Origin of the sequence: Flavobacterium acetivorans (assembly GCF_020911885.1) — a bacterium.
Taxonomy (GTDB): domain Bacteria; phylum Bacteroidota; class Bacteroidia; order Flavobacteriales; family Flavobacteriaceae; genus Flavobacterium; species Flavobacterium acetivorans.
This window is the reverse complement of sequence record NZ_CP087132.1, coordinates 2,052,984-2,073,197: the sequence shown is the minus strand read 5'-3', so window position 1 is coordinate 2,073,197 and position 20,214 is coordinate 2,052,984. Positions and strand designations below refer to the sequence as shown.

Below are 20,214 nucleotides of genomic sequence, written 5' to 3'. Positions count from 1 at the left end.
AACCGTCAAGTTTTAAATAACGAGACGGTTTTTTTTAGCTACAGTCAACAATATTATTTTGTCAAAATATAATTATCGGCTAAGGAGCCACTAATTGTATTTCCTTCCATATCTAATTGTATCAATTTGTTTTCAGCAACTTTATATTGAATAGGTGTTTCGTTAATTCCTTTTAAGGAAACAATTGAACCTGTTTTGTCCCAAACAAAAGTTCCTTTTTCTTCAAATATTTTTTGGTCACCCTTACCTAGATATTTTGTTCTCATGACAAAAGTCATGTCTTGATTAAGAATTACCTCCGTTTCAATTCCCACACAATCAGCACAAGGAATAACACCTTTATAAATCCCTGACCAATCTAAAGCAATTTGCGAATTGTGCATATCCACTACCGTCGTATCAGTTGAAACAGCTTGAACTTCATTTTTCACTTTCTCCTTTTTACAACTAAAAAGAACTAAAGACAAACAAAAAATTATAAAAATAACATACTTCATAATTGTAATTTAATTAAGGTTATACTATTGGAACAAACTACTTGTCCCCTTTCTTTTCTATCTTGGCTATTTCACCGTTATAAGAAATTGTGCTGCGATTATTAGAACTAATAGTAAGACTAGCATTCCCATCAAAAAAAACAGAAAGCAAAATCTTAAAAACATCTTGTTTCCCTCTTACCATGGCTTTTATTTCATAAGTCTTTTTACCTTTCTCTATTGTGAATTCACTTGGCTTACCCTCAAATTTTAATCCTGTGTCTCCTCCATAACCGATGCCGCTATAACCTCTTCCAAAAAAAGGCATTTCGCTCCTAATAAAATCTGGTTTAAACTCTATAAAATTAGGATTTGTTGTTAAATCGATGTCTCTAAATCCCAATGGAAAAGCTTTATTAGCAACAAAAACAAACTCATTGGAATCTATCAAAATAGAAGTTTGTCTTGCTTTTTCAATTTGCTTTTCTTTTCTTAATTGTTTTCTAGTTTTTTCTTGAGCAAAGCTAAAAGTAACTGCCAGTAAAAGGAACACTACTAGAATTATTTTTTTTGATTTCATAGCTGCAATTTCTTAATTCAGTAATAGTAGACTATAAACAAAAAATGCCCCTTACAGGGCATCAATTTGTTTGTTTTATTTCTTAGTAAAACGCATCATTGCGATATCTCCCATAATAAAATTCAGTGTTTTTCCATCTTCAGAAATGGCATAAGAATCAATTTTATCAAGGGTTGACATATACAAATCCCCACCTTGACCCTCACAAGCCATCATGGTCATGGCCATTTTGGCATCTTTAAAATCAATTTTTTGTCCTTTTACATTCAATGCTCCCATGTAACTATTACAGCTATTATTGCCTGACACACGGTTTTCTTTCAAATTGAAGACAATCGTTGGTTTTTTCTCTGGATACAAACCTTCAAAAGCAATCCTTGGACCTGTGATATAATTCAACTCCCAAGTTCCTTCTAGTGAAGCTTCTTTGTTAACTGTAGATTTAGTTGAATTGCAAGACACAATAGCAAGACATAAAATGGTTAGAGATAAAAATACCTTTTTCATACTTAATAATATTAAATGATTTTGAGTAAAAACTCGTTAAAAACTGGTACAAAATTAAGGGTTAATTCTATCAACTTGTACTATAGAATTGTTAAATAGAGATCATCATTAAATTATTTTTTCCAAGCCATACAAGGATTTCCATCAAATTTAAAGTAACTTTACGATTAATTATAATTTTTTTAAAATAGCTCAAATGAAAAAACTAATCTTATCGACCGCACTAATTCTAACCATTCTGATCGGTTGTAAAACCAGTAACAGTTCAAATGATACCAAAAAACTAAGCATTAGCTTTGAAGCAAAAAGTAACAGTACCGTTTCAGGCACGGCAACTTTTGTAGAAAAAAACGGCAAAGTAACTTTTGTGGCCAAATTAACCGGTTTAACTCCCGGACTTCATGCCATTCACATTCATGAAAAATCAGATTGTTCTGCTGCCGATGGAAGTTCAGCAGGAGGACATTGGAATCCTACCTTTAAGAACCATGGAAAATGGGGTGTAGGAGAATACCATAGAGGTGACATCGGAAATTTCACAGCTGATGCTAATGGAAACGGAACAATTTCCATGACTACAGATGAATGGAGTATTGGTGGTGAAGATCCTACCAAAGATATTCTGGGTAAGGGATTAATTGTTCATCAAGGTAGTGATGATTTTGTTTCTCAACCTGCTGGAAACGCAGGTGCCAGAGTAGCTTGTTCTGCAATCATCAAATAAAACAATTCAAACAACCATCCTATTTATTTTATGATAAGATGGTTGTTTTAGTTTAATAAGCTAATCAAAAAAAACATAGCTTTGCAGCTTTAAAAATGAGAAATGATTAACCCTTCTGCATCAGGTTGGATAGACAAATATTTTACTAAGCAAAAAACAGTCCCTTTAACTGTTTATAGCAATCCTAATTTATTTTATCAAAATATCAGAAATACTGGATTCATTTATGGTCATATTGTCTCTTTTGAAACAGCAGTTCCAATAGAAACTAAGGGCTGGATGCAAAATGAAATTCCAAAAGTGGCTTTATTAAACACCCTTTATTCCATTTATGGTTTAACAACCCAAGAAAACAATCCAGAAATTTTTATTGCCAAAGCATTAGATTTTTACAACTCAATGAATCCGCAGGGATTTAATTTATTTAAAAAAGTATTACCCAATAGCCCCGCTTCTTTAAATTTAGAAAAGATAATTGACAATAGGGTTCAAACCAATATAGACATTATCAGTAAAAATTTTTCTCACATTGTAACCAATGCGTTATTGTTTATTGACGTATTGGCATTCCGTCAATATTTAATTCATGGAATCATCCCTGAGAAATATTTAAAAAAAATTGAAGAGGCCGTTATCAGCTTAGTTTCTCTGGCTTTGAAAACCAAGTCTCATAAATCCTATTATGATGATTTATTGATTAAACTTTTTGAAGCTTCTGTCCGCTATAGTAAATTCTCGCGTGTGAGTGTCCAAAATTTGGAAGGTCTTAATTTAGACTATTTCAGTTCTGAATTAGAAAAATACTATTTGATCGATATGGCCGGAATGGCACTATGGAGTGACGGAAAAATTGAAAATGAAGAAACCTATTTCTTGCATAAATTAGCAGAGCTTATTGAGATTCCCGATGCTTTTGTAAGCGAAAGTATTAAAAGCACAGACGAATTTATAATGAACCATAAAAATGAGATTCCTTATTTTAATTACTCCAATCCGGTTAAACATTTCTATGATCAAACAACGCAAAGTGTAATTACATTAATTACACGCAATAAAAACAGACTGATAAAAGAAATCATTCAAAGTAAAGAATTGATGCTATTACTAGCCTATTCCACTAGAAGAGATTTAGACGAAAAAGAAAAGAAAAAGGTAAAAAAGCAATTGTTAGATATTTGCAAAACAATTCCTTCTCTAACTATTTTCCTGCTTCCCGGTGGCAGCTTACTACTCCCTATTTTAATTAAGTTTATCCCTAAACTACTGCCCTCGGCTTTCAATGAAAATCTTGACGAAAACGAATAAAAAAAATCGCCCGAAGGCGATTTTTTATTTTTATAAATTTAATTGGTAAACTTCGTCCAATTCATGGTTTGAGCTGATGTTGACATTTAAATCCGTAACAAAACCGGAATTCAAACCATAAACCCAACCGTGTATGGTTAAATCCTGACCGTTTTTCCAAGCGTTTTGAACGATTGATGTTTTTGATAAATCAAAAACTTGTTCTTTTGCATTTATCTCAACAAAGGCATTAAAACGCTCATTTTCATCAGTAATCGAATCCAAATAAACATTATGCAAACGATACACATTCTTAATGTGTCTGATCCAGTTGTCAATAATACCTATAGAATCATTTCCCATTGCGGCTTTTATTCCACCACAACCATAGTGTCCACATACAATAACATGCTTTACTTTTAAAACATTTACCGCATAATCTAAAACACTTAGCATGTTCATATCAGAATGTACAACCATATTGGCAATATTTCTATGTACAAATACCTCACCTGGTTTAGCTCCGATAATTTCATTAGCAGGAACACGACTATCAGAACATCCTATCCATAACAATGGTGGTGTTTGACCTTTGGCTAAATCTGCAAAATAGTTCGCGTCTTTTGATAATGCCTCTTCAACCCATTTTTTATTATTGTCTAATATTTTTTTATAAAAATCACTCATCTTATTTATTTTTTTAATTTTAATTAGCTTTAAAACATTTGTAAATGTAAATCAATTTTAAAATCCGAATTACATTGATCTTTTATTTGTATTAATTTTGAAAAATTTCATTAACTTTTTCTTTCTTAACCATTACTCTTTTGGCAACATCGTAATAATGTTCAAAGGTAACGTGATTCGGCGAATCTGGCGTATTCTCCAGGTCGTAAGCCTTTTTAAAGCCTTTCAATTTTACCTTAATATTCTCATCAATTGCTCTTGTCGTTTTGAATTCTCGTATTAAATCCAAGATATCGTGAGCAATATAGACAGTATCATGTGCATTGATAATTACTTTAGAATTTTCAGGTATTTCATTCAGCGTCAATTTTATGGCCGCTTTATTCAAGAAAGAGACTTCTTGGGCTAAATCGATATGAATAATATCTCCATCTATATACTCTTCTTTTTTGAAACTGTAGGCGCGTTTTAAGTTTCCTCTCAAGATAAAAATAACACTGATAACAATTCCTAACAAGACTCCTTTAAGCAAATCTGTAGCAACCACAGCAATCAAAGTAGCAATAAAAGGGACAAACTGATACTTGCCTTTCTGCCAAAAATGAATAAACGTAGCTGGTTTTGCCAATTTGTAACCAACTAAAATTAGTATTGTTGCCAAAGTTGCCAATGGTATCTTATTTAAAATCATAGGAATACTAAGCACACTTATCAATAATAATAAGCCGTGAATAATAGTAGACATTTTAGATTTTGCCCCAGCATTATTATTCGCCGAAGATCTTACAACCACTGATGTCATAGGCAATCCTCCTAAAAGAGAACTCACCATATTTCCAATTCCTTGTGCTTTAAGCTCAATATTAGTATTAGTATATCTCTTTTGCGCATCCATTCTATCAGCAGCTTCAATGCATAACAAGGTTTCAATAGAAGCAACAATAGCAATAGTTAAACCTACAACCCAAACTTGGGGATTCATAATTCCAGCAAAATTTGGAGTGACAATAATTGCCTTAAACTCTTCAAAAGACTGAGGAATAGGTAAGTTCACTAAATGTTCTTGCGAAATAGCAAAAGAACTTCCTGATTGGATAAACCATTCGTTTAAAATAATCCCTAGAATTACCGCCACCAAGGCACCTGGAATTAACTTCAATTTCTTCAAGAAAGAAACCTTATCCCAAGAAATAAGGATAACTAAAGAAACAGCTGTAATTACAACCGCTCCTAATTGAATATGATTAAAAACTTCAAATAAAGCAGTAAAAGAATTGTTCCCATCATTCTGTACAAAAGACTGGTCTCCTTCAAAATCAGCATCATATCCAAAAGCATGTGGGATTTGTTTTAAAATAATAATGACTCCAATACCTGCTAACATTCCTTCAATTACATTGGTTGGGAAATAATTAGAAATACTTCCTGCTTTTAAAAACCCCAAACCTAATTGGATTAATCCTGCAATAAAAACTGCAGTTAAAAAAACATCGAAAGCACCAAGATCTGTAATTGCGGTCAATATAATTGCTGTTAATCCCGCAGCCGGACCCGTAACACTAATGTGAGACTGACTCAAATAGCCCACAACAATACCTCCAATTATTCCTGAAATAATTCCCGAAAATAAGGGCGCCCCTGAGGCCATTGCAATTCCTAAACATAAGGGAAGTGCAACTAAAAAAACTACCAAACCTGAAGCAAAATCAGATTTTAAATTGGCAAAAAGATTTATTTTTTTTGACATAATATTACTATAAATTGTATGTAAATATGCTGCATATCAAAAAGATTGCAGAAATTTAATTTTTAAAATTTAATCGAAAATATTATGCGAAATTGGGCGGAGGTGAAAAAATGGATGCCGAAACATTATCGTGTTTCGATAAGTTCTCAGAATGAATTAAACTAGACTTGTTTATTTTTCCATCGTTAAAACCGATGTAAGAAGAATTGTTGTCGTAAACAAAATTCTTAATCTCTTTATGGGTATGATGTTCTTCTTCGGATAAACTAAAAAACATAGAAGTGTCGCAAGACTTTTCTATCACAGTCACAATTGCTGGCGTAGATAAAAAGGCTAGAAATAAGAATAAAAAAAGACTTGCTATTAATTTCATTGGGGCAAAAATAGGTGTAAATGCATAAAATCAAAAAAAAGTTGTGAAAATTTTAAAAAAAATTAACATAGCTAAAATGAAACAGAACGCTAAATATCTATCATTCTGTCCCCTATGTTTTCCTTTAGAAATTTCAAATCCCTTCTTCTAACCACGATTGCATCATCCAAATAGTTTTTTCTTGTTCGCTAATAAAATCGCCTAACATCGAGCTTGTTCCTTCATCATTTATCGCTGTAGCCGAATCAAAAACTTTCCTTTCAATAATTAAAAGATGTGACAATGAACTTACAATTAACTGAATTGCCTTCTCATCCTTGAAAATATTTTTCCCTACGCTGATGGTACTTTTTTCTAAATAATCTTCAAAAGTATGCAATGGAATTCCTCCTAAAGTAAGAACTCGCTCCGCAATCAAATCTATTTTCAATTGGGAATCATTATACAATTCCTCAAACTTAACATGTAAATCAAAGAATCGCTTACCCTTAATATTCCAATGAATCCCTCTCAAATTTTGATAATATACCTGATAATTTGACAACAACACATTCAATTCATTTACAATTGATTGTGACGCCTCTACTGGTAATCCTAAAATATTTTTCTCCATAATTTTTACTTTTTTTCAAAAATACCAAAGAAAAACAGCTTTTAAACTATAAGTTAAATTGATTGTTTTTATATTTACATCATAAAATATTATATATGACCATTACACAATTAAAATACGTGCTGGCTGTAGCAGAGCACAAAAATTTTACCCTTGCTGCCGAAAAATGTTTTGTCACTCAACCCACGTTGAGCATGCAAATTCAAAAAATAGAAGAAGAATTAAGTATCTTAATATTTGACCGATCTAAAAAACCAATCCAACTTACTGAAATTGGTCAAAAGATCGTGAATCAAGCCAAAAACATAGTTAATGAAGCCGATAGAATACAAGACATAGTAGAACAACAAAAAGGATTCATAGGAGGCGAATTTAGACTAGGTATTATTCCAACAGTCATGCCTACTCTATTACCGATGTTCTTGAATAATTTTATTAAAAAATACCCTAAAGTAAAACTCATTATCGAAGAGTTAAATACTGAGGAAATTATTACAAGGCTTAACAACGGTCATCTGGATGCAGCGATAGCAGCAACTCCATTGATGGAAGAGAAGATAAAAGAAATTGTTTTATATTTTGAACCGTTTGTAGCCTATATTCCCGAAGAACATCAACATTTCAAAAAAGAAGAAATCGAAATTGAGGATTTAAATTTAGACGAAATATTATTGTTACAGGACGGACATTGCTTTAGAGAGGGTATCCTTAATTTGTGCAAACAAAACACTACAAAAGATTTCAATCATTTTCGAATAGAAAGCGGAAGCTTTGAAACCTTAATAAAACTAGCCGACGAAGGACTCGGAACAACGCTCTTACCCTACTTGCACACTTTGGATTTAAAAGAATCTGATAAAAGAAAACTTCGCCATTTTAAGGAACCTAAACCGGCTCGCGAAATAAGCCTTCTTTTTCCAAAAAATGAATTAAAAATACAAATTATTGACGCCCTAAGAAGTACCATTGCCGGTGTTATAAAAGGAGCCATTGTCTTTCAAAATGTACAAATTATAAGTCCAATCCAAAAGAAATAAAAAAAAAGGAACCGAGAGGTTCCTTTTTCTTAATTATTTATACTTTAACCAGTAACAAACACTGCTTTAATTCCGGTTTTTCGATTATAAAGGTAGACAACCATTCCTTCAACTGTTCCATTTCGTAAGGCAACAAGGTTTTAATGGCTTTTTCTAATTCCTTACAAAAAAGTGTCGGATCGAAACTTACTCTTTCCAGTATTGATTTAGTGTAATCAAACATAATTTTCGACATAATAAAATAAGAGATTTAGGTTAGTATTTTATTTAAACTTTCTGTAAATATACATTTTTCAAAACATAATAATACATATTTAACGTTCAATTATGAATTCTATTTCATACAAAAATAAAGATTTTTCACTTCACACTGTATAATAACTTAATAGTAAATCACATAGATTTTGTAGCCCGAAACATTTCCCTTTTTCCTGGTGGTCCAGCCATCTTTTCAACTGTGAACCCCGCCTCAATCATACTGCGTTTAATCACACCTCTGGCTGCATAAGTGACTAAAATTCCTTTATCTTTTAAGGATGCAAACATTTTAGAAAAAATCGCCGTACTCCACAACTCGGGTTGTACGCGATAGCCAAAAGCATCAAAATAGATCAAATCATATTGGCCTGTATCCTCAATTTCTTGAAAGAATTGTTTTCGTTTTTCCAATGAAAAATGATCACTCAACTCTACTTTTTCATCCCAATTGGATTGGTGCATCTTTTCAAAAATTTCCTTTTCCCCATTGGCATCCAATTCTTCTACATAATTCATCGAAACCAACTCTTCTGTCGAAATTGGATACGCTTCTACCCCAATATAATGGATTGATTGGTTCATCTTCCTTGCTTCCAAAAAAGTAATAAATGCATTTAACCCAGTTCCAAATCCGATTTCCAAGATAGAAACTTCTTTATTTTGAAATAAGGAAAGTCCGTTTTTGATAAAAACATGCTGTGCCTCTTGGATCGCTCCATGTTTAGAATGGTAACATTCATCCCATTCTTTTATATGAATTGTGGTCGAACCATCGTGAGTTTGTATAATTTCTCTTTGCAAAATGCTTGTTTTGAGGGTATTTATGAATAAGACTAATTTAAAGTTGTCAAAATTAGACAAAAAAACATATAATTAATTTAAAAAGAACTCTAATTTATTACACATCCTATAGAAATTATCTCGATTTTATTCATTTTTTAATATATAAATAAAAGATGTTCTATAACAACAATTAATGTTGTTTTATCAAAGATTGAATAAGTTTTTATTTAATTTTGCATCAATTAAACTTCATTTAATAAAAAAAATGATTATTTAGTTTTTTTCTAATCCAAAAAAAGTAAAAACAATACCTTATTATGAGTGCAACTCAAACCAACAAAATTGACATCACGAAAGCAGCTACTTCAAAAATAAATGAAGTAGATTTTGACAGCTTAAGCTTTGGAGCTGTATTTACAGATCATATGTTAGAATGTGATTTCACCAATGGAGAATGGCAAACCCCGGTCATCAAACCATACGCTCCTTTCCTAGCCGATCCGTCAATGAGAGTTTTCCATTATGGTCAAGCCATTTTTGAAGGTATGAAAGCTTACAAAGATGACAATAGCGATATTTGGCTTTTTAGACCAGATGAAAACTACAATCGCTTCAATAAATCAGCAGTGAGAATGGCTATGCCTGAAGTTCCGGAAACTGTATTTATGGATGGATTGAGTCAATTATTGAAAATTGATCAAGAATGGGTAAAAAAAGGAAAAGGAAATGCCATGTACATCAGACCATTTATGATTGCAACCGGTACCGGTGTAATTGCAAATCCATCTGATGATTATAAATTCATGATTATCTTATCACCTGTTACTTCTTATTATTCAGGCGATGTAAAAGTAGTGATTGCTGAACACTTTAGCAGAGCCGCAAATGGCGGAATTGGAGCTGCAAAAGCCGCTGGAAATTATGCTGCTCAATTTTACCCAACAACTTTAGCTAATAAAGAAGGTTTCCAACAAGTAATCTGGACGGATGATGCAACTCACACAAAACTGGAAGAAGCGGGAACAATGAACGTATTCTTTAGAATTAACGACACTTTACTTACTGCTCCTACCAGCGAAAGAATTCTTGATGGTGTAACCCGAAAAACACTTATTGACTTAGCAAAAAGCGAAGGTATTAATGTGGAAGTTCGTTCAGTTCTAGTATCTGAATTAGTTGAAGCTGCTGAAAACGGAAGTTTGAAAGAAATCTTTGGTGCAGGAACAGCTGCCGTTATAAGCCCTATCTCCGGTTTTTCATATAAAGAGACATACCATGAATTGCCAAAAATAGAAAATGCAATGGCAACACAACTTAAAGACAAGTTAACAAATATTCAAAATAAGTTAGCCGAAGATACTTTTGGTTGGACCGTTAAAATATAAGTTACTGACTATAACTATTCTTCAAAAAATCCCATTTTTAATTAAATGGGATTTTTTTATTAGAACAAGTTTACTCTCCTAATATCTTTGAAAAATCAGGCTTAAAATAATTAGGCCCTTTCATTACTTTACCGTCCTCACGATATATGGGATTGCCATCTTCACCCAACTTACTCATATTACTACGTTGAATTTCGTCAAAAACGGCTTCAATTTTATGCTGCAATCCATGCTCGATAATAGTTCCACAAAGAATGTACATCATATCGCCCAATGCATCAGCAATTTCTACTAAATCATTGTTTTGAACCGCTTCTAGATATTCTTCATTTTCTTCTTTCATCAAATGATAACGAAGGGTCTTTTTAGTCACACCCAAATCAGCAATTGGGGTTTCACTATGTCCTATTTTAAATGCAGTATGAAATTCCTTAACTGAATCGATTTGTTTTTGCATGATTATTATTTGTTAAATGAAAAGGCAAATTAGTAACTATTCTTAAACAATTGTCTATTTTTGTGAAAAAAAAATTTAGACTATGTTTAGCCAAGGACAATTGATATTTACACTCTGTTTTTTTATTGCTTTTGTTATCGCGATCATTTTTTCCTACCGAAAAGACATCAAAATACACCGAGTTTTCTACAAAGGAAACCAAAAGGTATTACTAGGTTTCATTATTTTTATCGGGATTTTATTTTTGATAAAAATATTTTTCAAACGCTAGTTTTTTTATTCCATAATTAAAGAATTTAATATTCCTTTTTAAAAACAGTTACAAATTTTCTTTTTTTTAATTCAAAAAAAGCTAAAACAAAGGCATTGACACTATCTTAAAAGCTACAATTCAAACAATTATAGCTCCAATTGATTTTTTATTACTTTTATCCTAAATAATCCAATAGCAGTTGTTTTCATTGCTATCGTTTATATCAATTATTTCCCAGAATATAATCGTCGATGAAGTAGCGCAAACTTTAGCATATTTTTTTATGATTCGTCCTACATATTAATAAAAATTCTAACTTTACGACAGAAAATAACGAATGCATTATGAGGATTTTAAAATATATATTTCTTTTACTATTATTAAGTTTAGTAGCACTAACCATCTTTATTGCTACCCAAAAAGGAGATTATACAATCGAAAGAAGCAAAATAATAAATTCTCCCAAATCTGCTGTATTCAATTATGTAAATGATTATAGAAACTGGGCCGACTTCATTTCTTGGACAATCGAAGACCCTGAAGCTAAAATAAATTATTCCGAAAATACGATTGGAAAAGGAGCTTCCTTCTCTTGGGAAGGCAAAGAAAGTAACGGTGAAATGCGTACCCTTAGCGTGAAAGAAAACGAAGATATTTCACAAAAAATGGATTCTGAAGGCACTACCTCTTCAATCAATTGGACATTTAAAGACACCCTAGGCGGCACAAAAGTAACTTGGAAAACAAAAGGAAAAATGAGCTTTTTCTTAAAAGTATACACCGCTTTAAATGGTGGAGCGGACAAAGTTATTGGTACTATTTATGAAAAAACACTCATCAATTTAGACAAGGCGCTCGTTTATGAAATAAACACCTTTTCTATTAAAGAAAACGGAATAGTTACAAAACCATTAAGTTTTTATTTATGTCAAACTTTCACCAGTGAAATAGCCAAAATTAACAAGAATTTTAAAATTGTCATCCCTAAAATCACTGATTTTTGCAAGGACAACAATATCGCAATTGCAGGAAAACCTTTTATCCTTTACCATACTTATGACACCCAAAAAGGATTAGCAAAAATTTCTATAGGTGTTCCTATTCAAAGTGAAATTTTCATCACTGCAGGAAGCGACATTGAATCTGGAAAACTAGAAGCCTTTGAAGCGGTCAAAACCACTCTTAGCGGCGATTATTCACATCTAAAAAAAGCCTTAAACAAATCGGTTGATTATCTTCAAAAGAACCAAATTACTCGCAATCCTTTGTTTTCGCACCTTGAGATATATACCAATGGCAAAGACGACACAAAGAAACCTTCTGAATGGCTTACTGAAATTTTCGTACCAATAATACCTAAAATCACCCCAATAAAAGTGATAAACCAAGGAGTTCCTTCTTACAACGAAATCAACGAAGATCCAACAACTACTGATCCAAACGCAGTAGAAGCGGTAAAAAAAACCAAACCGGTTCAAAAAAGTAGTGAGCCTAAAAAAACAGCAACTCCAAAAATTAAAGAAGAAGGACAATCCGAATTTTAATACTTTTTAAAGCTTGGATTAAACCTATTGAAAGAATTCCATTCTAATTACAAAATAATAGCTTTGCCAGAAGAAGAATTTATTCAACTGTTATTGAATCCAAAAACGCAAAACGAAGCGTTTCAAAAGCTCTTGTTTACCTATCAGAAACCGCTCTACAATCACATCCGTAACATTGTCCTGAACCACGATGATACTAATGATGTCTTGCAAAATACCTTTATTAAGGTATTCCAACATCTAAAAAACTTTAAAGGAGAAAGTAAATTATTCTCTTGGATGTATCGCATTGCCACAAATGAAGCGCTGAGCTTTTTAAATCAAAAGGCCAAAAAAAACGGAATATCATCCGAGACATTGCAAAACAAAGCCATAGATAATCTAAAATCAGATCCGTATTTTGATGGAAATGAAATTCAAATAAAATTGCACAAAGCAATTATAGCCCTGCCCGAAAAACAACAGCTGATCTTTAAAATGAAATATTTTGAAGAGCTGAAGTATGAGGAAATATCAGAAATACTAGGAACCTCAGTCGGAGCCTTGAAAGCATCTTACCATATTGCCGTAAAAAAAATAGAAGCCTTTGTAACGACAGATTAAACCTTTTGTCCATAATTAAGTCTAACATACGTTATGAAAACATTTAAATTAGAAAACGAGCCCAAAATTGAATCTGGATTTAGCACTCCAGAGCATTATTTTGAAAATTTTTTAGAAAGAATGATGCAACAATTACCCGAAGAAAAACCAAAGGTAATTTCGTTTTTTCAAAAAAGAAAAAGAACATTAATGATGGCGGCCGCAGTTTTAGTTATTGCACTTTTAATTCCTCAAATAAATCGTTCTTTAAGAGCTTCAAAAGAATTAGACGCAACAACTATCGAAAATTATTTGAGCTATCAATCGAACATGAATCAATATGACTTGATCAATGCTTTGGATACTGAAGACATAAACAATATGCAAGCTACAGTTGTACTAGAAGACAAAACCATTGAAGATATTCTAGCTACTAATGCTAATCTAGAGCACCTTTTATTAGAATAATTCACAACAAAGTATTTTTTTTTACTTTGAATCTAAAACAACAAATACAATTAAAAATGAACTTAAAAAAAATTCTGCCCATACTCTTACTATTGACTTCTTTTAATTTTTATGCCCAAAGCGAAAAGATGAAAGAAAAGAAAGAACAGGTTAGAGCCTTAAAAATAGCTTTTTTAACCACTGAATTAGAAATGACTACTACTGAGTCTGAAAAATTTTGGCCTATTTACAATCGTTTTGATGATAAACAATTTGAAATAAGACATCAAAAAATGAGAGCATACATGAGCCGAATGGGTGATGATGCCCTAAACAGCATGAGCGATAAAGATGCTCGCTTATTATTAACTCAAATAGAGACTACAGATGAGGAATTGTTTTTATTGCGAAAAAAATTCGTGCGAGATATAAAACCTGTACTTCCTGCGGTAAAAATTTTAAAACTAAAAAAAGCTGAAGAAGATTTTAATCGAAAATTGCTACATCAATACAGAAACCGAACTCCCAAAAAAGAGTAATTAGTATTCAAAATACCCAAAGAACCCAACCCGATACAAGCTATTGCGTTGGGTTTTATTTTAAAAACCGGATTCGAATCATTTTATCTTTCCCTGCGGCAATTGCCGTGTGATTGTTTATAAATCGAATTGTAAAAATATTTGGATCAACAACTAATTGTTTCCAAGATTCTCCACTATCATAGGAATAATAAAGTCCACTGGCTCCTACACTTACCAAGGATTTTCCATCGCTACCCGGAATATATTGCACACAAGAAGCATAGCCAAAACCTTCATTCTCTGCTATCAATTTCCATGTTTTCCCACCATCTGAAGTAATGGCTTTGTTGCCAAAATTTTGATTTGGCAATTCATAATCTCCGCCCGCAACAAATCCATTTTTGGCATCATAAAAATCCGAGGTGAAAATCCCGGTCATCGTTTTTCCTTGCATTATAGGTGTTGCAAATACTTCCCAGTTATTTCCTTTATCAGCTGAATGAAAAACTCTAGATTTTTTTCCTCCTGAAACAACCCAAACCTTATTTCCTTTTAATACAATATTAGTGTTGCTTGCCGCAAAAGCTGCTTCGCCTTCAATAATTTTAGGAAGCTTACTGGACGGAACTTTATTCCACGTATTTCCACCGTCTCTTGTTATAATTATTGATAAACAATCTTCAACTGGATCACCTATAGCAATCCCTTCTTTTTCATTCCAAAATTGCATACTATCATAGAATACTTTTTCATTATTCTCCTGATATACTAAAGTTGTAGTCCAATTCTCTTTAGACACCTTATACAACAAAGCCGGATTAGCGACACTTAACATAAAAACATTTTTAGGCGTTTGAGCTACACTCCTAAACTCTAACTTCAAGCTATCATTTGCAATATGCCTTTCATTTCTGACTTTCTTTTGCAAATCATAAAAACCGAATCGGGATCCATTTGCTGCGTACCAAATTTTATTTCCATCAATTGCGATAGCTCTAATACTGATATTATCCTGAAAAAGCGTATCAATCTGTACCGATTTAAAAATAGTCTTATTCTTATTTTCGTTTTCATTTCTAATTGTTTTACAAGATTTTAAAAAAAACACAGTTAGAAATAGCAAAATAAAAGTTCTCATTGTTGTCAATTTATTCGGGGCTAATTTACAATTAAATACAAGAAAACCGTTTGAACTTAAAATTTATTGGCACAGTAATTGAATATTCGAAATTATCATACTTAAATACACCTATTATGAAAACTAAAATACTATTCCTAAGCCTTGTAACCTCCATTTTTGCGAGTCAGGCACAAGCACAAAATAGCACCAGAGTAAATGCTATGAGCGATGAAATTAGCGATAATTTAGATCTTAGAGCCGTTGCCGATATTTTTGGAGACTCTAGGGATCTGCAAGATTTTGAGAGACGCCTAAACGATCCAAAACTCCAAATTTCTAATTTAGATTTGAATGACGACGACGAGGTAGACTATCTTCGTGTTATTGAAACGGTAGAAAAAAACACCCATGTTATCATTGTTCAATCTGTTCTTGACCGTGATGTATACCAAGACGTAGCGACAATAGAAGTAGAAAAAGATCGCAACAATAGAATTCAGATCCAGATTGTAGGTAATGAATACATGTATGGTTCTAATTACATATACGAACCCGTATATTATAGCACTCCTGTAATTTACGCTTCTTTTTGGTCTTACAATTACCGTCCCTATGTTTCAAACTGGTATTGGAATTACTACCCATCGTACTATTATGCATGGAACCCATATCCTGTTTACAGATACAGATCTAACATCAGTATTTCTTTAAACATAAACAATCACTATAATTATGTAAACTATAGAAGAAGTAATCGTGCTCCGATTTTATACAGTTCCCGTCGATCTAATGGATACGAAAGACAACGTCCTGAATACAGTTTTTCTAGAAGAAACAACAACATTACTAATCGTTATGAGCTAGATCAAAGAAGAACTACAAGATACAGTAGCACAAGAAACAATGCAGATTATTCTAGAAACAGAACTTATTCTAACAGAGAGGCTGGAAACAAAAGAACCGAAAATCAAAGAGACTATTCTCAAAATAAAGTAAACTCTTCTAGAGAATCTGTTCCGCAAAGAACAGAAACTCAAAGAAACTATTCTCAAAACAGAGTTAATCCCTCTAGAGAATCCACTCCGCAAAGAGCAGATAATCAAAGAAACTACGCTCAGAACAGAGTGAATCCTTCCCGAGAAGCCGCTCCGCAAAGAGCAGAAACACCAAGAGACTATTCGCAAAACAGAGTCAATCCTTCCAGAGAAGCAGCTCCGCAAAGAGCAGCAACTCCAAGAGATTTTTCTCAAAACAGAGCTACACCTTCGAAACAATCAGCTCCCCCAAGAGCCGAATCAAGAAGAGGAAATCAGTCTACAGAGAATAACAGAAGATCTTAAAAATTATATAAATCTAATGATTTTAAGCACGGCCAATTGGCCGTGTTTTTATTTAATTCTCTTTTTCTAAATAAAAAGCACATGTTTCATTAAAAAGACTAAATTTGACGAGTTTTTTAAAAATATTACATGAGCACCGCGCATAAAAACCTGCATACCAAATTAACTTTAGGTGGTTTATTAATTACATTAGGTATAATTTACGGGGATATAGGAACTTCTCCTTTATACGTTATGAAAGCCATTTTGGGAGATCATACCATTAATGCCGATATTGTTCTAGGAGGAATATCCTGCGTTTTTTGGACTCTTACCTTACAAACCACCATTAAATACGTAATCATTACACTCAGTGCTGATAATCATGGCGAAGGTGGAATCTTTGCCTTGTATGCTCTAGTTAAGAAAACAAAAATAAAATGGCTTATTGTCCCCGCCATTATTGGAGGAAGTGCCTTACTCGCCGATGGAATTATCACACCTCCCATTTCAGTTTCATCTGCTGTGGAAGGAATTAAAACCTATTATCCGCAAATAAACACCATCCCTATTGTAATTGGAATTTTGTTTGTTCTTTTTACTATTCAACAGTTCGGAACAAAATTAGTTGGTAAATTTTTTGCACCCATGATGCTTATTTGGTTTAGCATGCTAGGAATTTTGGGACTTTTACAAATTATAAAACACCCCGAAGTTTTCAAGGCTTTTAATCCATACTACGCCTACCATTTATTATCGATTCATCCGGACGGATTCTTCGTATTAGGTTTTGTATTTCTATGTACCACCGGAGCCGAAGCCTTGTATTCAGACATGGGACATTGTGGTCGAAAAAACATTAGAATTAGCTGGATTTTTGTAAAAACGACTTTAGTACTTAATTATTTTGGTCAAGCGGCTTATTTAATTCATCACGAAGGAGCTACCTTAAAAAGTCTAGGAGGATCTAATGGTAACCCTTTTTATCTCATCATGGCCGATTGGTTCCAACCAATTGGAATTGTAATTGCTACCCTAGCGGCCGTTATTGCTTCTCAAGCCCTTATCAGTGGTTCCTTTACTTTAATAAATGAAGCGATGCGATTGAATTTCTGGCCAAAAGTTAAAATCAAATACCCTACAGAATTAAAAGGTCAGCTCTATATCCCTTCGATAAACTGGTTGCTTTTCTTTGGCTGTGTTGGAATTGTTTTGCACTTTGAAGAATCTGGAAATATGGAACACGCCTATGGATTAGCCATTATTTTATGTATGATTATGACCACTATTTTACTCAATTTCTACTTGATTATGAAAAGGGTCAAATTATACTTTATTGTTCCTTTAATCACCATTTACCTAGCGATTGAATTCAGCTTTTTAGCAGCGAATATCACTAAATTTTCAGAAGGAGGTTATGTAACCTTGATAATTGCCATTATTTTAATTTCAGTAATGACTACTTGGTATTTAGCTAAGAAAATCAGTAAGAGTTACACCAAAATTGTAAAAATACAAGACTACAAAAAAGTATTGATGGAACTAAGCGCCGACTTAAGCATACCAAAATACGCCACCCACCTGGTTTACATGACCAATGCCAATCGCATAGATGAAATTGAAGAAAAAGTAATGTATTCTATTTTACAAAAAAGACCAAAAAGAGCTGATTTGTACTGGTTTGTACATGTTAATATCTTAAGCGAACCTTATAAAACAGAATACAAAGTAACCGAAATTATCAAAGACGACTTGTATCGTGTGGATTTTAATTTAGGATTTAGAGAGCCTACTAAAATAAGTTTGATGTTTAGAGAAGTAATCAAGGACATGGTAAAAAAAGGAGAAGTTGATGTCACTAGCCGTTATGAATCTTTAAATAAAAACAATATAATAGGCGATTTCAAATTTGTACTATCTGAAAAATTCCTTTCCAACGATAGTGATTTAAGATGGCACGAAAAAATAATCATGAATTCGTATTTCTTTATTAAGAAATTAAGCTTGTCAGAAGAAGGAGCTTTTGGTCTGGACAGCAGTTCGGTGAAAATAGAGAAATTCCCAATGGTACTTCATCCACCGGAAAACATTGGTTTAACCCGAATTAAATAAGCTATAAATAAAAGAAAAACACTGTTTTAAGCAGTGTTTTTTTTATGGATAAAATATAAAACTAACATTCATTATTAAAAATTTAACTTTCAACCAATTAATAGTACCTTTGCACCTCAATTATTTAAAATGAGATTACACAGAAATTTAGTTTATACCACCATTGACTCTTTAAATGCGATATTTAACGAAGGAGAATATGCCGATAAAGTGGTTGCAAGAGCCTTAAAAAAAGACAAACGTTGGGGAAGTTCAGACCGAAAGTTTGTAGCCGAAACAATCTATGAAATTGTAAGATGGAAAAGATTATATGCCGAAATTGCCGAAGTAAGAGAACCTTTTGATAGAGACAATCTTTGGAGAATGTTTGCCGTATGGGCAGTTTTAAGAGGTTATCCAATTCCGGATTGGCGCCAACTCGAAGGAACTCCAGAAAGAAAAATAAAAGGTCGTTTTGATGAACTTTCAAAAACCAGAGCCATCAAAGAATCTATTCCAGACTGGATGGACGAATTAGGAGTAAAAGAACTAGGAGAAAAAGTTTGGTCGACTGAAATTGCCGCTCAAAACCAACCCGCTAAAGTAATTCTTAGAGTAAACACCTTAAAAACAACTAAAGAAACATTAAGAGCAATCTTAATGGATTTAGACATCGAAACTGACTATTTAAAAAATCAGCCTGATGCTTTAGTATTAAAAGAAAGAGCTAATGTTTTCATGACTGATGCTTTCAAACAAGGTTTCTTTGAAGTACAGGATGCCAACTCACAACTAGTAGCTGCCTTTCTTGACGTGAAGCCAGGGATGCGTGTAGTGGATACTTGTGCCGGTGCTGGTGGAAAAACCTTGCATATCGCCGCTTTGATGGAAAACAAAGGTCAGCTGATTGCAATGGATTTATATGAAAGTAAATTAAAGCAATTAAAATTGAGAGCCAAAAGAGATGGTGCCTTTAATATTGAATATCGAATTATTGATACCACAAAGGTGATTAAAAAACTGCATGAAAAAGCTGATCGTGTACTGATTGATGCTCCATGTAGCGGTTTAGGTGTTCTTAAAAGAAACCCTGATGCCAAATGGAAATTGAAACCTGAATTTATTGATAATATCCGTAAAGTACAATCTGAGGTTTTAGAAAGCTATTCCAAAATTGTAAAACCAGGAGGTAAACTAGTTTACGCTACCTGCTCTGTTTTGCCTTCGGAAAACCAAGAACAGGTTGCCCGTTTTTTAACTACTGATATTGGAAAACAATTCAACTTTATAAAAGACCAAAAGATATTGGCTTCAGAATCTGGTTTTGATGGTTTTTACATGGCCTTGTTAGAACGAAAAGTGCAAGCTAAGGAAATCAAAGAAGTTAAGGCTTAAATCGCTTTCTCATAAAATAAAAAAGTCTTCC

General features: G+C 32.9%; 22 protein-coding genes. 11 read left to right on the top strand and 11 right to left on the bottom strand.

What is annotated here, in order from left to right:
* Positions 1–53: 53 nt before the first annotated feature.
* From LNP19_RS09175 to LNP19_RS09165, 3 genes are all read right to left on the bottom strand, one after another.
* Positions 54–431 (bottom strand): copper resistance protein NlpE, encoded by a 378-nt coding sequence (locus LNP19_RS09175; protein ID WP_230061634.1) that lies wholly within the window; start codon positions 429–431, stop codon positions 54–56.
* 103 nt (positions 432–534) lie between these two features.
* Positions 535–1,056 (bottom strand): DUF4251 domain-containing protein, encoded by a 522-nt coding sequence (locus LNP19_RS09170; protein WP_230061633.1) that lies wholly within the window; start codon positions 1,054–1,056, stop codon positions 535–537.
* A gap of 75 nt (positions 1,057–1,131) precedes the next feature.
* Positions 1,132–1,563, bottom strand: a complete 432-nt coding sequence (locus LNP19_RS09165) for an META domain-containing protein (RefSeq protein ID WP_230061632.1) — start codon at positions 1,561–1,563, stop codon at positions 1,132–1,134.
* Positions 1,564–1,759: 196 nt separating this feature from the next.
* On the opposite strand from LNP19_RS09165, the gene LNP19_RS09160 reads away from it, so the two are divergent.
* Together LNP19_RS09160 and LNP19_RS09155 are read left to right on the top strand one after the other, a co-directional pair.
* Positions 1,760–2,287, top strand: a complete 528-nt coding sequence (locus LNP19_RS09160) for a superoxide dismutase family protein (protein ID WP_230061631.1) — start codon at positions 1,760–1,762, stop codon at positions 2,285–2,287.
* A 102-nt stretch (positions 2,288–2,389) separates the two neighbouring features.
* A complete protein-coding gene (locus LNP19_RS09155; RefSeq protein ID WP_230061630.1) occupies positions 2,390–3,592 on the top strand; it encodes an LETM1-related biofilm-associated protein in 1,203 nt (400 codons plus the stop codon).
* A gap of 30 nt (positions 3,593–3,622) precedes the next feature.
* On the opposite strand, the gene can is transcribed toward LNP19_RS09155, so the two are convergent.
* From can to LNP19_RS09135, 4 genes are all read right to left on the bottom strand, one after another.
* Positions 3,623–4,258, bottom strand: coding sequence for a carbonate dehydratase (gene can, locus LNP19_RS09150; RefSeq protein WP_230061629.1), 636 nt, complete (start codon positions 4,256–4,258; stop codon positions 3,623–3,625).
* 91 nt (positions 4,259–4,349) lie between these two features.
* Positions 4,350–6,005 carry a SulP family inorganic anion transporter gene (locus tag LNP19_RS09145; protein WP_230061628.1) on the bottom strand — a complete coding sequence of 552 codons (1,656 nt, stop codon included), beginning with the start codon at positions 6,003–6,005 and terminating at the stop codon, positions 4,350–4,352.
* An 82-nt stretch (positions 6,006–6,087) separates the two neighbouring features.
* Positions 6,088–6,378 (bottom strand): hypothetical protein, encoded by a 291-nt coding sequence (locus tag LNP19_RS09140; protein ID WP_230061627.1) that lies wholly within the window; start codon positions 6,376–6,378, stop codon positions 6,088–6,090.
* A gap of 133 nt (positions 6,379–6,511) precedes the next feature.
* The gene (locus tag LNP19_RS09135) at positions 6,512–6,991 is read right to left on the bottom strand and encodes a Dps family protein (RefSeq protein WP_230061626.1); all 480 of its coding nucleotides are present in this window, start codon (positions 6,989–6,991) and stop codon (positions 6,512–6,514) included.
* Between the two features lie 95 nt (positions 6,992–7,086).
* On the opposite strand from LNP19_RS09135, the gene LNP19_RS09130 reads away from it, so the two are divergent.
* Positions 7,087–8,028, top strand: coding sequence for a LysR substrate-binding domain-containing protein (locus LNP19_RS09130; protein ID WP_230061625.1), 942 nt, complete (start codon positions 7,087–7,089; stop codon positions 8,026–8,028).
* A 37-nt stretch (positions 8,029–8,065) separates the two neighbouring features.
* Here LNP19_RS09130 and LNP19_RS09125 read toward each other — a convergent pair whose 3' ends face one another.
* Together LNP19_RS09125 and mnmC2 are read right to left on the bottom strand one after the other, a co-directional pair.
* A complete protein-coding gene (locus tag LNP19_RS09125; RefSeq protein ID WP_230061624.1) occupies positions 8,066–8,263 on the bottom strand; it encodes a hypothetical protein in 198 nt (65 codons plus the stop codon).
* Positions 8,264–8,421: 158 nt separating this feature from the next.
* Positions 8,422–9,087: a tRNA (5-methylaminomethyl-2-thiouridine)(34)-methyltransferase MnmC2 gene (mnmC2, locus tag LNP19_RS09120; RefSeq protein WP_230061623.1), complete on the bottom strand. Its 666-nt coding sequence runs from the start codon at positions 9,085–9,087 to the stop codon at positions 8,422–8,424.
* 299 nt (positions 9,088–9,386) lie between these two features.
* Between mnmC2 and LNP19_RS09115 the strand changes: the two genes are divergently transcribed.
* Entirely contained in the window at positions 9,387–10,454 is a 1,068-nt protein-coding gene (locus LNP19_RS09115) for a branched-chain amino acid aminotransferase (RefSeq protein ID WP_230061622.1), read from the top strand.
* A gap of 70 nt (positions 10,455–10,524) precedes the next feature.
* On the opposite strand, the gene LNP19_RS09110 is transcribed toward LNP19_RS09115, so the two are convergent.
* Positions 10,525–10,911, bottom strand: coding sequence for a nucleoside triphosphate pyrophosphohydrolase family protein (locus tag LNP19_RS09110; protein WP_230061621.1), 387 nt, complete (start codon positions 10,909–10,911; stop codon positions 10,525–10,527).
* A 597-nt stretch (positions 10,912–11,508) separates the two neighbouring features.
* Here LNP19_RS09110 and LNP19_RS09100 point away from each other — a divergent pair.
* From LNP19_RS09100 to LNP19_RS09085, 4 genes are all read left to right on the top strand, one after another.
* The gene (locus tag LNP19_RS09100) at positions 11,509–12,708 is read left to right on the top strand and encodes an SRPBCC family protein (protein WP_230061619.1); all 1,200 of its coding nucleotides are present in this window, start codon (positions 11,509–11,511) and stop codon (positions 12,706–12,708) included.
* Between the two features lie 63 nt (positions 12,709–12,771).
* A complete protein-coding gene (locus LNP19_RS09095) occupies positions 12,772–13,311 on the top strand; it encodes an RNA polymerase sigma factor (RefSeq protein WP_230064223.1) in 540 nt (179 codons plus the stop codon).
* Positions 13,312–13,344: 33 nt separating this feature from the next.
* A complete protein-coding gene (locus tag LNP19_RS09090) occupies positions 13,345–13,758 on the top strand; it encodes a hypothetical protein (protein WP_230061618.1) in 414 nt (137 codons plus the stop codon).
* A gap of 56 nt (positions 13,759–13,814) precedes the next feature.
* The gene (locus LNP19_RS09085) at positions 13,815–14,276 is read left to right on the top strand and encodes a sensor of ECF-type sigma factor (protein ID WP_230061617.1); all 462 of its coding nucleotides are present in this window, start codon (positions 13,815–13,817) and stop codon (positions 14,274–14,276) included.
* 55 nt (positions 14,277–14,331) lie between these two features.
* Here LNP19_RS09085 and LNP19_RS09080 read toward each other — a convergent pair whose 3' ends face one another.
* Positions 14,332–15,396, bottom strand: coding sequence for a WD40/YVTN/BNR-like repeat-containing protein (locus tag LNP19_RS09080; protein WP_230061616.1), 1,065 nt, complete (start codon positions 15,394–15,396; stop codon positions 14,332–14,334).
* Between the two features lie 116 nt (positions 15,397–15,512).
* Between LNP19_RS09080 and LNP19_RS09075 the strand changes: the two genes are divergently transcribed.
* The 3 genes from LNP19_RS09075 (at position 15,513) to LNP19_RS09065 (ending at position 20,183) form a co-directional block, all read left to right on the top strand.
* Entirely contained in the window at positions 15,513–16,718 is a 1,206-nt protein-coding gene (locus tag LNP19_RS09075; RefSeq protein ID WP_230061615.1) for a hypothetical protein, read from the top strand.
* Positions 16,719–16,847: 129 nt separating this feature from the next.
* Entirely contained in the window at positions 16,848–18,809 is a 1,962-nt protein-coding gene (locus LNP19_RS09070; RefSeq protein WP_230061614.1) for a KUP/HAK/KT family potassium transporter, read from the top strand.
* A gap of 129 nt (positions 18,810–18,938) precedes the next feature.
* Complete coding sequence (locus LNP19_RS09065) at positions 18,939–20,183, top strand: RsmB/NOP family class I SAM-dependent RNA methyltransferase (protein WP_230061613.1); 1,245 nt, start codon at positions 18,939–18,941, stop codon at positions 20,181–20,183.
* Positions 20,184–20,214 lie beyond the last annotated feature (31 nt).